The 14,575-nt window shown below is 64.5% G+C and carries 12 protein-coding genes and 3 tRNA genes; 12 read left to right on the top strand and 3 right to left on the bottom strand.

Features of this window, described 5'->3' with window-relative positions:
- Nucleotides 1–44 precede the first annotated feature (44 nt).
- Nucleotides 45–482, top strand: coding sequence for a hypothetical protein (locus AAE021_RS03360; RefSeq protein WP_342024246.1), 438 nt, complete (start codon nucleotides 45–47; stop codon nucleotides 480–482).
- Nucleotides 483–530: 48 nt separating this feature from the next.
- Here AAE021_RS03360 and AAE021_RS03355 read toward each other — a convergent pair whose 3' ends face one another.
- Nucleotides 531–1,487, bottom strand: coding sequence for a 2-hydroxyacid dehydrogenase (locus AAE021_RS03355; RefSeq protein WP_342024245.1), 957 nt, complete (start codon nucleotides 1,485–1,487; stop codon nucleotides 531–533).
- A gap of 183 nt (nucleotides 1,488–1,670) precedes the next feature.
- Here AAE021_RS03355 and AAE021_RS03350 point away from each other — a divergent pair, with 183 nt between their 5' ends.
- From AAE021_RS03350 to AAE021_RS03340, 3 genes are all read left to right on the top strand, one after another.
- Nucleotides 1,671–2,111, top strand: coding sequence for a hypothetical protein (locus tag AAE021_RS03350; RefSeq protein WP_342024244.1), 441 nt, complete (start codon nucleotides 1,671–1,673; stop codon nucleotides 2,109–2,111).
- Nucleotides 2,112–2,222: 111 nt separating this feature from the next.
- Nucleotides 2,223–2,298, top strand: a tRNA-Lys gene (locus AAE021_RS03345).
- A 289-nt stretch (nucleotides 2,299–2,587) separates the two neighbouring features.
- Nucleotides 2,588–2,663 (top strand) — tRNA-Lys (locus AAE021_RS03340).
- Nucleotides 2,664–2,836: 173 nt separating this feature from the next.
- Here AAE021_RS03340 and AAE021_RS03335 read toward each other — a convergent pair.
- Complete coding sequence (locus AAE021_RS03335) at nucleotides 2,837–3,388, bottom strand: MarR family winged helix-turn-helix transcriptional regulator (RefSeq protein ID WP_425362441.1); 552 nt, start codon at nucleotides 3,386–3,388, stop codon at nucleotides 2,837–2,839.
- Nucleotides 3,389–3,533: 145 nt separating this feature from the next.
- Between AAE021_RS03335 and bcp the strand changes: the two genes are divergently transcribed.
- The 6 genes from bcp (at nucleotide 3,534) to AAE021_RS03305 (ending at nucleotide 9,143) form a co-directional block, all read left to right on the top strand.
- On the top strand, nucleotides 3,534–4,001 hold the full coding sequence (gene bcp, locus AAE021_RS03330; RefSeq protein WP_342024243.1) for a thioredoxin-dependent thiol peroxidase: 468 nt from the start codon (nucleotides 3,534–3,536) through the stop codon (nucleotides 3,999–4,001).
- Nucleotides 4,002–4,067: 66 nt separating this feature from the next.
- Nucleotides 4,068–4,152, top strand: a tRNA-Leu gene (locus AAE021_RS03325).
- Nucleotides 4,153–4,456: 304 nt separating this feature from the next.
- Nucleotides 4,457–5,152 (top strand): fasciclin domain-containing protein, encoded by a 696-nt coding sequence (locus AAE021_RS03320; RefSeq protein ID WP_342024242.1) that lies wholly within the window; start codon nucleotides 4,457–4,459, stop codon nucleotides 5,150–5,152.
- A 251-nt stretch (nucleotides 5,153–5,403) separates the two neighbouring features.
- Nucleotides 5,404–7,101 carry an ABC transporter substrate-binding protein gene (locus tag AAE021_RS03315; protein ID WP_342024241.1) on the top strand — a complete coding sequence of 566 codons (1,698 nt, stop codon included), beginning with the start codon at nucleotides 5,404–5,406 and terminating at the stop codon, nucleotides 7,099–7,101.
- A 99-nt stretch (nucleotides 7,102–7,200) separates the two neighbouring features.
- The gene (locus tag AAE021_RS03310) at nucleotides 7,201–8,205 is read left to right on the top strand and encodes an ABC transporter permease (RefSeq protein WP_342024240.1); all 1,005 of its coding nucleotides are present in this window, start codon (nucleotides 7,201–7,203) and stop codon (nucleotides 8,203–8,205) included.
- Entirely contained in the window at nucleotides 8,202–9,143 is a 942-nt protein-coding gene (locus tag AAE021_RS03305; RefSeq protein ID WP_342024239.1) for an ABC transporter permease, read from the top strand. Before AAE021_RS03310 ends, AAE021_RS03305 begins: the two co-directional genes overlap by 4 nt.
- A gap of 75 nt (nucleotides 9,144–9,218) precedes the next feature.
- On the opposite strand, the gene AAE021_RS03300 is transcribed toward AAE021_RS03305, so the two are convergent.
- Nucleotides 9,219–11,000 carry an ABC transporter ATP-binding protein gene (locus AAE021_RS03300; RefSeq protein WP_342024238.1) on the bottom strand — a complete coding sequence of 594 codons (1,782 nt, stop codon included), beginning with the start codon at nucleotides 10,998–11,000 and terminating at the stop codon, nucleotides 9,219–9,221.
- Nucleotides 11,001–11,195: 195 nt separating this feature from the next.
- Here AAE021_RS03300 and AAE021_RS03295 point away from each other — a divergent pair, with 195 nt between their 5' ends.
- The gene (locus AAE021_RS03295) at nucleotides 11,196–12,872 is read left to right on the top strand and encodes an ABC transporter substrate-binding protein (protein ID WP_342024237.1); all 1,677 of its coding nucleotides are present in this window, start codon (nucleotides 11,196–11,198) and stop codon (nucleotides 12,870–12,872) included.
- 97 nt (nucleotides 12,873–12,969) lie between these two features.
- The gene (locus AAE021_RS03290; RefSeq protein WP_342024236.1) at nucleotides 12,970–14,466 is read left to right on the top strand and encodes a malate:quinone oxidoreductase; all 1,497 of its coding nucleotides are present in this window, start codon (nucleotides 12,970–12,972) and stop codon (nucleotides 14,464–14,466) included.
- The last annotated feature ends 109 nt before the right edge of the window (nucleotides 14,467–14,575 follow it).

The following is a 14,575-nucleotide window of genomic DNA, read 5'->3' as shown; positions in this document are numbered from 1 at the left end:
GCAGGGCTTCCGCCGATTGGGGCTTGTGTTCATAGACTGGAGGAATGACTTCGGCACCAGCATTCCGCGACCAGCCCTCCAGCGATGACATCAAGGCTGTGCTCCGGCATGTGTTTGAGTCCCAGATTCCCAACTACGGGGACTACAACCTGGTGTGCGCCGGACCGGGCGGGGACGGGGCGGAGGCCTACTACGTGGTGGGTTACCGGTGGCGGCCCGCCGAGCTGGTGTTTGCTCCGTTCGACACCGCAACCTTGGCCGGGCTTGAGCCTCCGACGGCCGTGAACTCCACGAATCTCTCCCACACGGAGGAAGTCTCCGCCGGAGACTTCGAGGTTGGCACGAACACCGGTCGCATCTTCCGCTTCCAGGTGCAGGCGAGCGCGCCGCTGCCCGACGACGGCGGCCTGCGGGTCATCGAGCAGGCCGCCGACCTCGAGGACTTCGCGTCCTTTGTGGATCATTTCCTGACCCTGGCCTAGGCCCGCGGGCCCACGCCAGGGTCAGCGGGCCAGGCCAGCGTCAGCCAGCTAGGCCCAGGGGCCGCGGCGTGCCAGGTTCAGAGGTTCCTCGCCGCGGGCCAGCCGTGCGATCTGCTCTTTAAGCAGCTTGCGGATGCGGGGCACAAACGCCTCAGTATTGCCGCCGACGTGCGGGGTGATGAGCGCGTTGGGCGCCTTCCAGAGCGGATGGCCGGCCGGGAGCGGCTCGGGATCGACGACGTCGAGCGCGGCATACAGGCGGCCGGACAATACTTCGGCAGTGAGCGCTTCGGTGTCCACAACGGGGCCCCGGGCAACATTCACCACCAGCGCACCATCGGGCAGCGCGGCCAGCACCTCCTTGTTGATCAGGTGGTGCGTTGCCTCGGTCAGCGGGGTTATCACCACCACAACTTCGGCCTTGCCGGCAAGCTCCACAAGTTCGTCAGCACCATGGACGGTGCCGTGCTCATCGGTGCGCGCACGGCTCCCCACCCGGGTGAGTTCAACTTCGAAGGGCTCCAGCCGCTGGGCAATCGCGGCACCAATTCCGCCGACGCCCACCAGCAACACCCGGCGGTCCGCCAGCCCGGGGTAGCGCCGGCTGTCCCAGGTTTCGCTCTCTGCGTTCCGAACCGCGGTGTCCACGCCGCGGAGCGAGGCCAGCATCAGTGCCACGGCGAGTTCCGCCGTTCCGGCAATGTGGACACCCGCAGCGCTGACAACGGCGACGTCGGGACCCACCAGTTCGGGCAGGCCGTCATAGCCCGTGGACTGGGCCTGGAGCATTTTCAGGTGCGGGACGCGGTCCAGCGCCTCTTTCCAGTCGCTGCCGGCGCCGTAGGGCAGGACGACGGCGTCGATCTCACCGTATTCAAGACCTTTCGGTTCCCCCACCACATCCCAGACGCCGGCGCGGATGCCGTCCGGCAACGGACTCACGGCCTCCAGGAGTTCTTCGGTGGGCAGCGTAATGGTTCGGACGGGGCGGTATTCCTCATTCATGCCTGACAGCCTAGCGTCCGGACTCGAAGGAGACGCCACCTCTGGACACTGAACCGGAACCCGCCGTAACGTCGAGAAACGACGCACCTCAGGCCCGCTCCGGCTCGCGTTCCAGGGAGTCCCGCGCTTCAGGGAGTACAGACCCGGCGGCCCGCACCGCCGGCATCAAGGGAAGGCGACGACGTGAAACGTTCCCCGCTGCTGACATCGGCGGCCGTTCTCTCAGCAGCAGGCTTCGGTGCTGCGGCAGCCGCACTTGTGCGCCGGATGCTGCGGCACGGCGCCGTCGACCAGGCCCTGAGGGTCAGCAGCAAAGACGCGGAAACCGGGCAGCTTCCAGTGGTCTCCCCCGAACCCGGCGGAATCCCGCCCAGCGCCCTGCCCGGCTGGCAGGGAAACCTGCCGGTCACTCCGGTTCCCCCGGACACCGTTACCGCCACGGCCCCCGAATCCACCACCGCAGCACCCGCAACCGGGAAGACGGGAGATCCCGAAGCTGACCCCCTGCCGGAGCGGACCTGGGTGGTGGACAACAGCTCGGCCTGGGACGGAAGCCCGCTGGAAATGGTGGTTCCTCCGGGACGGCACCTGCGGAGGGGGCAGCCGGGCCCCGCACAGACCTGACGGAGACGGCATCGGGCCGATTTTTCTTTTTCCCGAAAGTACTGGTAATGTTTCATGTCGTTGCGGAGAGCAAATCGAGCAGAAATGTTCGCACTGCCCGACAAAACAAAGGCACCTCTAGCTCAATTGGCAGAGCATCTGACTCTTAATCAGAGGGTTCCGGGTTCAAGTCCCGGGGGGTGCACCACAAACCCCGTTTGACCAGGACGAAAGTCCCCGTCGGACGGGGTTCTTTTTTGTCTCGGGTGACCCTTGCCGCCAAGGTGCCTGCACGTGCATCCGCACCAGGCCTGCGGCCAGCCTGGCAGCCCAGGCATTTCCTCCCCCTTGGACACCTGGCCTCCGGACATGATGTGCGTCTCACTTCCGCCATCACCGCCCGAAGTGTTCACGTCACATCAAAATCACTGGTAGTGTTGTCTGTCGTTGCGGATCACAAATTGACGGTTTCCGCCGTCGAGGGACACGCAGCAGATGCACCTCTAGCTCAATTGGCAGAGCATCTGACTCTTAATCAGAGGGTTCCGGGTTCAAGTCCCGGGGGGTGCACCAAGCAGGGAGCGGCTTAGCCCGGTGAAAACCGGCGAAGCCGCTCCTTTTTGTTGTGCGCAGGGTGTCCGCCCTGAAAGGCGGAAGACCTGAACGGCGGAAGAACCGCCCCTCAACTGCAAAAGAGGCACGCCCCGGCGGGGACGTGCCTCTTTTTACAATGATTTTGCTCCGGGCTAGGCGCTCTCGGTTTTCGCGGCTTCGGTGCCAGCGTCCCCGGCAGGAGTTTCTTCCGGCGTCGGAGCCCCGACAATTTCCTCGGCAGGGACAACGGGAATAGGCAGCCCGGGAACATCCACGGCAAGCTGCCAGCGGGGGTTTCCCAGCTCCCTGATGACGTTGCGCAGCTGCCCGCGAAGTGCCTCGGACATCAGCTCGCCGCCCTCAATCAGGGTGCGCTCGATATTTTGGGCTTCGCGCAGCGCCTCCACTCCCTGCGGGGTGATGGAGACCATGTGGCTTCGTCTGTCCAGATCATTGCGAACCCGCGCCACGTGACCGTGGGCCTCGAGCCGCGAGAGGGTTTTACCCATTGTCTGGGCCTGAACCCGGACAAGCTGCGCCAGATGCGCCTGCGTCATTGGACCCTGGGAATCCAGGACTCCCAGCGCGATCACTCCGGCATGGGTGACGCCAATGCGGACAAGCCTTTCATTCCAGGCGTGTTCGACCAGGCGTGCCGCCGTCGACAACAGGCGACCCGTGGGCCAGTGCTCCATATCGGGCATAAAAGAGGACTCTTCCTTTCACTGTGAGGATTTGATGGCCGATCGGATAACCTACAAATCCACCACATACTAGGATAGCCACCTAGGCCGCGCGCTGTCGCGCTGTGACACAGCCGGATCGCCCATTGATACCAAGGAGAGACCTATGCCCCGCCTGTCCCCCGGTGAAAAAGCCCCTGATTTCACTCTTCCGGCCACCGACTCCGCGTCCGTATCGCTCTCCGATTTCCGGGGCCGCAGCACCATCGTGTACTTCTACCCCGCAGCGGCGACTCCCGGCTGCACCACCCAGGCCTGTGACTTCCGGGACAACCTGAACACGCTCCAGGATGCCGGGTACGCCGTCGTCGGGGTCTCCCCCGACCCGATCCCCAAGCTGGAGAAATTCGCGGAGGCCGAACACCTCAACTTCCCGCTGCTCTCCGACCCCGACCATGCCGTGGCCGAAGCCTATGGAGCATGGGGCGAGAAGAAAAACTACGGCAAGACCTACGAGGGTCTGATCCGCTCGACCGTGGTGGTGGACCCCGAAGGCGCCGTTTCCCTGGCCCAGTACAACGTGAAGGCCACCGGGCACGTTGCCAAGCTGGAGCGTGATCTCGGACTGGCCTGAAACTCGGGTACACTGGAGGCTGGTTTTGTGCCTTTTCGCGGAAATTTCGCGGCAGTGACAACCTGAGCGCGAGTGGCGGAATTGGTAGACGCGCTGGATTTAGGTTCCAGTGTCTTCGGACGTGTGGGTTCAAGTCCCTCCTCGCGCACCATTGGAATGAGTCGGACTCCCGTTTCCGGATGAGTCGCGGCATAGGTAACACCCCGGTCTTCGGACCGGGGTGTTTTCTTTTGCCCGGGCCGGCGGCCGCCGGTCGTGGGATTCCTGGACCCGATGGATGTCCGGCAGATCCGGCAGCGGATACGTGCGCTGTGACGTGGGTCAAAATCTTTTCCACTCCCAACCCATCCGGTTCCGGAGCTGAGCCGAAGACCTTCTGAGACCTCGCACCAAGAGGTGTTCATACCAACCACGAGGTCCCGCCGGGCGGGACCCTCGCCAGAAGGAGAAACACCATGGCTTTCAAGACCCGCCGGAACATTTCCATCCTCGGAATCGCCGCCGTCTCCATGCTGGGCATGGCTGCCTGCAGCACCGACTCCACCGAGAGCTCCTCCGACAGCTCCGAATCGGGAATGGCCTCGGAGTCCAGCATGTCGCCGTCGGCTTCGGAGTCCATGAGCCCCGACGCAACGGAATCCATGAGCGCCGATCCCGCCGCCAACCTCGTCGGCGCCAGCTGCGCGGACTACGCAGCGGCTGTTCCTGATGGAGCCGGCTCGATCGAGGGAATGTCCCTGGACCCGGTTGCCACCGCCGCATCGAACAACCCGATGCTGACCACCTTGACCGCAGCGGTCTCCGGCCAGCTGAACCCCGATGTCAACCTGGTGGATACGCTGAACGGCTCCGAGTTCACGGTCTTCGCACCCACCGATGACGCCTTCGCCAAGCTGGATCCGGCCACCATCGAGACCCTGAAGACCGATCCTGACCTGCTCTCCAGCATCCTGACCTACCACGTGGTTCCCGGCCAGATGACCCCTGATGAGCTCTCGGGCATGTACGCCACGGTCAACGGTGGCGAGGTTGAGGTCACCGGCTCCGGCGACAGCCTCATGGTTGACGATTCCGCCGTCGTCTGCGGCGGCGTCCAGACCAAGAACGCCACGGTCTACCTGCTGGACACCGTCCTGATGCCCGCCATGTAACCCACCTCTGGTAAAGCCCGGCACCGCCGGCAGCCCGAATCAGCGATAAGGCGGACGTTCCCACCGGGAACGTCCGCCTTTTGCGTGACCAAATTGTGACCGCGCCGCCGGGAGCCTCAATGCCTACAGATCCACAGCTAACCATTAGGCTCTGTCCATATGTTTGTGTGTCATACGACACATCGGATGACACAGACCACGCGGTGCCCGCCGTTTGCACGGGTAACACTCGCCCCAGAGGAGTTAGAACCATGTCATTTGCTGGCCGAACCAAGAACGGCGGACGCCCACCGCGGCGGGCTGCTGCGCTCACGGCAGGAATTGCCCTCAGCGCCCTGATCCTTTCCGGCTGTGCCCAGAGCGAGCGCGAGGAGGGGACCGGCGACGCCGGTGCCTCCTCCGACGTGGACGGAACCTTTGTTTTCGCGGCGTCCTCGGACCCCAAGTCGCTTGACCCGGCCTTCGCCTCCGACGGCGAGTCCTTCCGCGTCAGCCGCCAGATCTTCGAGGGCCTCGTTGGCGTGAAAGCGGGCACCGCTGATCCGGAGCCGCTGCTGGCCAAGTCCTGGGAAACGTCCGAGGACGCACTGACCTACACCTTCGCGCTGGAGGAAGGCGTCACCTTCCATGACGGCACGGAGTTCAACGCCGAGGCAGTCTGCGCCAACTTTGACCGCTGGTACAACTTCACCGGGATCCAGCAGGAAGAAAGCCTGGCCTACTACTACAGCAAGCTCTTCAAGGGCTTCTCCGATTCACCGGAGACCGCCACGTACGAGTCCTGCGAAGCCACCGGCGACACTGAAGCGGTAGTGACACTGGCCAAGCCGTTTGCCGGATTCATCGCGGCGCTCTCTCTCCCGGCCTTCGCCATGCAGAGCCCGGCGGCGATGGAGGAGTTCGATGCCAACGCCGCCTCCGGCACGGCTGAGGCTCCGACCCTGAGCGAGTACGCCAAGGGCCACCCCACCGGCACCGGTCCGTTCAAGTTCGACGCCTGGGAAGTGGGCAACCAGATCACCCTCTCCGCCTACGAGGACTACTGGGGCGAGCAGGGCCAGGTCACCGACATCATCTTCCGCGTCATCGACGATCCCAACTCTCGGCGCCAGTCGCTGGAGGCCGGCACCATTGACGGCTACGACCTGGTGGCACCGGCCGACACCGAGTCCCTGGCTGACGCCGGGTACAACGTGATGGCCCGCGAGCCGTTCACCATCCTGTACCTGGGCATGAACCAGAAGGTGGAAGAGCTCTCGGATCCGCTGGTCCGCCAGGCGATCGCCCACGCCATCGACAAGCAGGCCCTGGTTGACCAGACGCTGCCCGAGGGCACCAAGGTGGCCAGCCAGTTCATTCCCGACGTCGTCAACGGCTACAACGAGGACGTCACCGAGTACGAGTACGACCCGGAAAAGGCCAAGTCGCTGCTTGCCGAGGCCGGCTACCCCGACGGCTTCACGGTGGACTTCAACTACCCGACCGGTGTTTCGCGTCCGTACATGCCCACCCCGGAGCAGGTCTACACCAACATCACCGCCCAGCTTGAAGAGGTTGGCATCAAGGTCAACCCGCAGCCGAACAAGTGGTCCCCGGACTACCTCGACCGCGTGCAGGTTTCCGAAGACCACGGCATTCACCTGCTGGGCTGGACCGGCGACTACAACGACACCGACAACTTTGTTGGCGTGTTCTTCGGCGGAGAGAAGCCCGAATTCGGCTTCAACAACCCGGAGATCTTCAACGCCCTCGAAGAAGCCCGCCAGGTGAGCAGCCTGGAGGAGCAGACCCCGCTGTACGAGCAGATCAACGAGGACATTGCACAGTTTGTCCCGGCCGTACCGCTGGCTCATCCCGCACCTTCGCTGGCCTTCGCCGAGCGCGTGGAGTCCTACCCCGCCAGCCCGGTTAACGACGAAGTGTTCAACAAGATCAAACTCACCAAGTAGCAGCACGCGGGCCGGGGTTCCTACGGGACGCCCCGGCCCGCTTTCTGTCCTCTCCCCCTTCTCCTCCAGCTTGGTTTTCCCCGCTGAGAAAGGACATCTGTGCTGCAAGTCATCGGCAAACGCCTTCTCATGCTGATTCCCACCCTTATCGGGCTGTCCATCCTTTTGTTCGTGTGGGTGCGCAACCTGCCCGGTGGTCCGGCCACGGCCCTCCTCGGAGACAAGGCCACCCCTGACGCCGTCGCAGCGATCAACGCGGCCTACGGTTTCGACCGGCCCCTCATCGAGCAGTACTTCACCTACGTCGGCAAGCTTCTGCGGGGTGATTTTGGCACCTCGATCGTGACCGGGCGTCCGGTCCTGGAAGAATTCGCCACCCGTTTCCCGGCCACGCTGGAACTGGCAGTGGTGGCACTGATCTTCGCCATCGGCATCGGCATCCCGCTCGGATACCTTGCCGCCACCCACTATGGCCGCTTCTGGGACCATTCCTCGGTGGTGCTGTCGCTGCTGGGCATCACGGTGCCGGTGTTCTTCCTGGCCTTCATCCTCAAGTGGCTGCTGGCCATCCAGCTTCCGGTGTTTCCCCCGGACGGCAGGCAGGATCCCCGCATCGATGCCACTCACGTCACTGACTTCTATGTCCTTGACGGGCTGTTGACCCGGGAATGGGACGCTTCCTGGGATGCGGTCATGCACCTGGTCCTTCCGGGAATTGCGCTTGGCACCATTCCGCTGGCCATCATCGTGCGCATTACCCGTGCTTCGGTGCTGGAGGTCCAGGGCGCCGACTATGTCCGCACCGCCCGCGCCAAGGGCCTGATGGAAAAGACCATCCGCGGCCGCTTTGTGCTGCGCAACGCCATGCTTCCCGTGACCACGACCATTGGCCTGCAGACCGGCCTGCTGATCTCCGGCGCGGTGCTGACCGAAACCGTCTTCGCCTTCAGCGGCGTGGGGCGGTTCCTTCGTGACGCCATTTTCAACCTGGACTATCCGGTCCTGCAGGGATTCATCATTTTCATCGCCATAGCGTATTCACTGATCAACCTGATCGTTGACATTTCCTACGGCTTTATCGACCCGAGGGTGAGGGTTCAATGAGTACGATTCTCCCGCCGGCGCCCGGCGGCGCAGTTCGTCCGGACGAGCCCGTGCAGGTGGACACCCGCGGCAGCGGCATGTGGAGGTCCGCCTTTGACCGGCTGAAGCGCAACCCGGCGGCAATCGCCGGAGCCGTCATTGTCGGGGTGTTCATCCTGGTTGCCCTGTTGGCCCCGCTGCTGGCACCGTTCGGCGGCGACGCCCTCCCCGGCCGGACCGAAATCACGCCCACGTCCATCCCCGGACCCGGCGAGATTGCCGAGTACCCGCTGGGCCTGGACCGCTTTGGCGGCGATGTCCTCTCCAAGTTGATCTGGGGCGCACGTGCGTCGCTGATCATCGGTATTGTCTCCACCGCTCTCGGACTCGCGGGCGGCATGCTGCTCGGCGTCATCGCAGGCGGGTTGGGCGGTTGGGTGGACAACGTCATCATGCGCTTTGTGGACATCCTGCTCTCCGTGCCGAACCTGCTGCTGGCTGTGAGCATCGCCGCCATCCTGGGGCAGAACACCTACGCGATCATGATCGCCATCGGGGTATCGCAGGTGCCCATTTTCGCCCGCCTCCTGCGCTCCTCCATGATTTCCCAGCGCAGCGCCGACTACATCCTCTCCGCGCAGTCCCTGGGGCTGAGCCGGCGGACCATCACCATGAGCCATTTGCTGCCCAACAGCATGGGTCCGGTTATTGTCCAGGGCACCCTGACCCTGGCCACCGCCGTCATCGACGCAGCCGCGCTGTCCTTCCTCGGACTGGGCGGCGGCAAGCCGCAGACCGCCGAGTGGGGACGCATGCTCACCTACGCGCAGAATGAACTGGCGGTGGCGCCGCAGCTGGCGTTCCTGCCGGGTATCTGCATCGCCATCACGGCGCTGGGCTTCACACTGCTGGGCGAGTCCCTGCGCGAGGCCCTGGATCCGAAAACCCGCAAGAAGTAGCCGGACCAACCGGCCACAACGCAGAAGTGGTGCCGCCCCAACGGGCGGCACCTCTTCTGTTTGCGGATCCGGGCGTCAGGAGGCCAGCTCGTCCTCGCCGATGTTCAGTTCGTTGCCCGGAATGGAGGCCAGCAGCTTGCGCGTATATGGGTGCCGGGGATTGGAGAAGACCTCTTCGGAGGACGCCGCCTCCACCAGCTCGCCGTCCTTCATGACGCACACATAGTCCGAAATCAGCCGGACCACGGCCAGGTCATGGGAGATGAAAAGGTAGCTCAGCCCCAGCTCTGCCTGCAGGTCTCCCAGCAGTTTCAGGATCTGGGCCTGGACCAGCACATCCAGCGCCGACACCGGCTCGTCACAGACAATCAGCTCCGGCTTCAGCGCCAGCGCCCTGGCGATGGCAACCCGCTGGCGCTGTCCGCCGGACAGCTCAGCGGGATAGCGGCGCAGCATCGAATGCGGCAGTGCCACCTGGTCCATCAGTTCGCGCACCCTCGCGGCCCGCTCGCTCTTGGAGCCGCGCTTATAGGTTTTCAGCGGCTCATCGAGGATCCGTTCAATGGTGAACATGGGGTCCAGCGATGAGTATGGATCCTGGAAAATCGGCTGCACCCGCTGCCGGAACTCGCGCAGCTTGCCCTTTTCCAGACTCCCAACGTCGATTCCGTCGAAGGTCATGGTGCCGCTGGTTGGTTCAATCAACTTGAGCAGCATCCGGGCGGTGGTCGTCTTGCCGGAGCCGGATTCACCCACGATCGCCACGGTCCGCCCGCGGGGAATATCCAGGGTCACGTTGCGTGCCGCGTAAAAGTCATCGGAGCGTCCGCGGATCTTGAACACCTTGGTCAGGTCGCGGATTTCCACGATGTTATCCGGGACGCCGGGAGCTCCAGGCTCAGTACCGGCCGCGGCAGCCTCAGCCGCTGCAGGAACGGCGGCGTCTTCACCGGCCAGCCCCTCCGTGCCGGAGTGCTCGGCATAGACTTCCTCGGCCAGTTTCAACCGCTGCGCCGCGGGGACCTGGTAGGCGCCGGGGCTCAGCCGCACCGCCGCCACGCTGGGGGCGGCCGCCACCAGGGCCTGGGTGTAGGGATGCTGCGGGTCTTCCAGCAGCTGGCGCGCCGGGCCGGTTTCCACCACCAGGCCGCGGTGCATCACCACCAGCTCGGAGGCGCGCTCGGCGGCCAGACCCAGATCATGGGTAATCAGCAGCACCGACGTCCCCAGCTCCTCGGTCATTCTGCCGATCTGGTCCAGGATGGTCCGCTGGACGGTGACGTCCAGAGCCGATGTCGGTTCGTCGGCGATCAGCAGCCGCGGACGGCATGCGAGGCCAATGGCGATCAGGGCGCGCTGGCGCATGCCGCCGGAGAACTCATGGGGATACTGTTTGGCGCGCTCCGCGGCGTCCGGCAGGCCGGCCGCAGTGAGAACTTCGATGACTTTGCGGTCCACGTCCTTGGAGGTGGCCATTCCGTGCACCAGCAGGGTTTCGGCCACCTGGGTGCCAATCTTCGTGACCGGGTTCAGGTTGGACATGGGGTCCTGCGGCACGAGGCCGATGGACCGGCCCCGGATGGCGCGCATCTTGGATTCCGGCATTCCCACGAGCTCGGTTCCGTCAAAACGGATACTGCCCGAGGCAACCTTGCCGTTGCCGGGCAGCAGGCCGATAACGGCCATGGCGGTGGTGGACTTACCCGATCCGGACTCCCCCACGATGGCCAGGGTCCGGCCCCTGCCGATCGTGAAGGACGCGTTCTTGACCGCTTGGACTTCGCCGTCGGTCGTGCGGAAGTTAACCGCGAGATCGGTCACCTCAAGCAGGGGGGTGTCAGGGCTCATTTCAGTCATTTCCCTATCCTGCCTTACTCGGAGCACTGGTGTGAGCCGTGTCTCACCGGCCTTTACCAGTTTTTAATCATTTAGACTGGTTATCCGTGCGAAAAGTCCGGAAAATGCCCCGGCAGCGATGCCACCGGCAAACACCGTAGGACAAACACCGCAAGACAAAAAAGGGATGGAGCGTCCCGGAGGAGAACAACAGCTGTGACAGATTCCGGCATCGGCCGCCGCTCCTTCCTACGGGCCGGTGCACTGCTCGGCGCACTGGCCATCGCCGGATGCACCGCCACTGAACCCGACGGCGAACTCACCCCGTCCGGTTCCGCGTCCGGAACCCCCAGCACCCCCAACGCCACCTTCACCTTCGCCACTGCTGCCCGCCCGGCGGGCCTGGATCCCGCGCTGGTCACGGATACGGAAAGCCACCGCATCACCCGGCAGATCCTGGAGGGGCTGGTCGGCGTCGACCCCCTGACCTCCGCTCCCACTCCCCTGCTGGCCGAAAGCTGGACCCAGTCCGAAGACGGCCGGACCTACACCTTCAAGCTGCGCCGGGGCGTGACGTTCCACGACGGCGAGCCCTTCAACGCCGCCGCTGTCTGTGCCAATTTTGACCGCTGGTTCAACCTGCCGGCGTCGGCCCGCGGGTCCGGACATCTGGCCTACGAGGCTGTCTTCAACGCATATTCGGACAGTCCCGCCCTCGCGGTCTACAAATCCAGCACCGCCGTGGACGAGCACACGGTCAGCATCGAACTGGCAACCCGCCTTGCCGCGTTCATTCCCGCGCTGGCCTCGCCGGAGTTTGCGATGTCCTCCCCCGCAGCCCTGCAGCGGTTCAGCGCCGATGCCCTGAACGGGGACAGGGACGGGCAGAAGATGTCCGAGTATGCATCGCATCCGGTGGGTACCGGCCCCTTCGTCCTGGAGTCCTGGGAAGGCGACGAGGTGCGCCTGGCCTCGTACCCGGATTACTGGGGCGAACGCGGCCAGACTGCCGCCATTGTCTTCAAGGTGATGACCAGCCCGGCCAGCCGGCTGCGCGCGCTGAAATCCGGCGAGGTGGACGGCTATGACCTGGTCACCGTGTCCGATGTGGATGATCTGGCCCGCAACGGCATGCAGATCCTGCAGCGCGACCCCTACTCGATCATGTACTTGGGCATCAACCAGGCCTTCCCCGGCCTGGACAACATCAAAATGCGCCAGGCCATTGCGCACGCCATTGACAAGGATGCCCTGCTGGACGGCCTGTTCCTGAACGGCACCAAGCAGGCCAACCAGTTTGTGCCCGAAAAACTCGGCGTCAGCTCAGGCTCCGTGACCAGCTACGGCTACGATCCGGAACGGGCCGCGGAACTGCTCAAGGAAGCCGGCTACGACGGCGCCGAGCTGCCCTTCCATTATCCCCGCCATGTCACCCGCGCCTACCTGCCGACGCCGGAGCGCGTCTACGCCGAGCTCAGCCGGCAGCTCACGGCCGCGGGCCTGAACATCAAGCCGGTGCCGGTGGAATGGTCCGACGACTACGTGCAGAGCGTGCAGCGCAGCGGCGACCGCGCCCTGCACCTGTTCGGTATCAGCGGCACCTACGACGACCCTGACAACTTCGTGGGAAGCCTCTTTGGCAGCTACACCGAGGAATTCGCGTACGACGACGCCCAGCTGCTGAGCAAGATCGACCGTGCCCGCACGCTGGAATCCGGACCCGAGCAGACTGAAGCATATACAGCCATCAGCGACCGCATCTCCACCCGCGTGCCGGCTGTTCCGCTGGCGTTCCCCATCTCGGCGCTGGCGCTGTCCCCCCGGGTTGCGGCCTACCCCACCTCCCCCCTGCTCAACGAGGTCTTCAACCGGATCGAGCTCCGGGAACAGTAACTACCCGCAGTCCGGTGCTCCGGCGGGCAAGAGGTGATTTTAGTAAGGGCCCCCGGAGCGATACGCTTCTAGAGCTAGCGCCCTCGCGACTGGAGATATGAAGTTGACTGCTAATAGCCCCGCGGACACGTCCGCAACAAAGACCGATGTACTGCTGATCGGCGGCGGCATCATGAGCGCGACCCTCGGGGCGTTCCTGAAGCAGCTCGCGCCGGACTGGGACATTTCCCTGTTTGAGCGCCTCGACCGCGCAGGCTTGGAAAGCTCGGACCCCTGGAACAATGCCGGGACCGGCCACGCCGCGCTCTGCGAGCTGAACTACAGCCCAGCCGGACCCGACGGCTCCGTTGACCCGGCCAAGGCCGTGGGCATCAACGAACAGTTCCAGGTCACCCGGCAGTTCTGGGCCCACATGATCTCCTCCGGGCACATCTCGAACAACTTCGTCAACCCGCTGCCGCACATGAGCTTCGTTTGGGGTGACGCGCACTCCGAGTACCTGCGCCGCCGGTACGAGTCGCTGAGCGCGCAGCCGCTGTTCAAGACCATGGAGTTCTCCGAGGACCACGCCCAGCTGGCCGAATGGGCTCCGCTGATCATGGAAGGCCGCGATCCCTCGCAGCGCGTTGCCGCGTCCCGCGTGGTCGGCGGCACCGACGTCGACTTCGGCGCCCTGACCCGTGAGCTCACCGGGTACCTGGGTAACAACGGCGTGGAAATGAACTTTGGCCACGAGGTCAACAACGTTTCCCGTTCCTCCAACGGAGGCTGGGACGTCAAGGTCAAGAACCGCGCCACCGGACAGACCCGGACGGTTTCCGCCCGCTTCGTCTTCGTTGGCGGCGGCGGCGGCGCCCTGCACCTGCTCCAGGCTTCCGGCATCCCCGAAGGCAAGGGTTTTGGTGGCTTCCCCGTCTCCGGCCAGTTCCTGCGCTCCACCGATGAGTCGATCATCGCCCGCCACAACGCCAAGGTGTACGGCCAGGCCTCGGTGGGTGCCCCGCCCATGTCCGTTCCGCACCTGGACACCCGATTCGTCAACGGCAAGCGTTCGCTGCTGTTCGGCCCGTACGGCGGCTTCTCCCCGAAGTTCCTCAAGGGTGGTTCCTTCCTGGACCTGCCCGGCTCCGTCCGCCCGGACAACCTGGTGCCGATGCTGGCCGTGGCCAAGGACAACATGTCACTGGTGAAATATTTGGTTACCGAAGTTCTGAAGACCCGCGAGGGCAAGACGGCGGCACTGCGGGAATTCATGCCGGGTGCTGTGACCGACGGCTGGGAACTGATCACCGCAGGCCAGCGCGTGCAGGTCATCAAGAAGGACCCGAAGAAGGGCGGCGTGCTGCAGTTCGGCACCGAGCTCATCACCGGAGCCGACGGCTCCATCGGCGCCCTGCTGGGCGCATCCCCGGGTGCCTCCACCGCCCCGCCCATCATGGTGAACCTGCTCAAGCGCTGCTTCCCCGCCGAATTTGCCGGCTGGGAGCCCAAGCTCAAGGACATGATCCCGGGCTACGGCGTCAAGCTCAACGAGAATGAGTCGCTGCTGGAAGAAATCACCAAGGACACCGACCGTGTCCTCGGCCTGAGCTGACCGCAGGCACACTCCGAAAAAAGTTTCACCCGTTGGACCGGGCTGACCCATCCGGTCGGCCCGGTCCAACGAACGTTAAGTACCGGAACCGGGTTTTCCGGGATGTTTT

This window comes from Arthrobacter citreus (assembly GCF_038405225.1).
In the GTDB taxonomy this organism is placed as follows: Bacteria; Actinomycetota; Actinomycetes; order Actinomycetales; family Micrococcaceae; genus Arthrobacter_B; species Arthrobacter_B citreus_A.
The sequence above is the reverse complement of the archived record's forward strand: the minus strand, read 5'-3'. Positions and strand labels throughout refer to the sequence as shown.

Excerpts from the sequence above, each read along its gene's own strand:
- bcp (WP_342024243.1), top strand. The coding sequence starts at position 3,534 with ATGCCCCGCCTGTCCCCCGGTGAAAAAGCCCCTGATTTCACTCTTCCG.
- AAE021_RS03360 (WP_342024246.1), top strand. The coding sequence starts at position 45 with ATGACTTCGGCACCAGCATTCCGCGACCAGCCCTCCAGCGATGACATC.
- AAE021_RS03290 (WP_342024236.1), top strand. The coding sequence starts at position 12,970 with ATGAAGTTGACTGCTAATAGCCCCGCGGACACGTCCGCAACAAAGACC.
- AAE021_RS03355 (WP_342024245.1), bottom strand. The coding sequence starts at position 1,487 with ATGAATGAGGAATACCGCCCCGTCCGAACCATTACGCTGCCCACCGAA.
- AAE021_RS03335 (WP_425362441.1), bottom strand. The coding sequence starts at position 3,388 with ATGCCCGATATGGAGCACTGGCCCACGGGTCGCCTGTTGTCGACGGCG.
- AAE021_RS03305 (WP_342024239.1), top strand. The coding sequence starts at position 8,202 with ATGAGTACGATTCTCCCGCCGGCGCCCGGCGGCGCAGTTCGTCCGGAC.
- AAE021_RS03315 (WP_342024241.1), top strand. The coding sequence starts at position 5,404 with ATGTCATTTGCTGGCCGAACCAAGAACGGCGGACGCCCACCGCGGCGG.
- AAE021_RS03300 (WP_342024238.1), bottom strand. The coding sequence starts at position 11,000 with ATGACTGAAATGAGCCCTGACACCCCCCTGCTTGAGGTGACCGATCTC.
- AAE021_RS03320 (WP_342024242.1), top strand. The coding sequence starts at position 4,457 with ATGGCTTTCAAGACCCGCCGGAACATTTCCATCCTCGGAATCGCCGCC.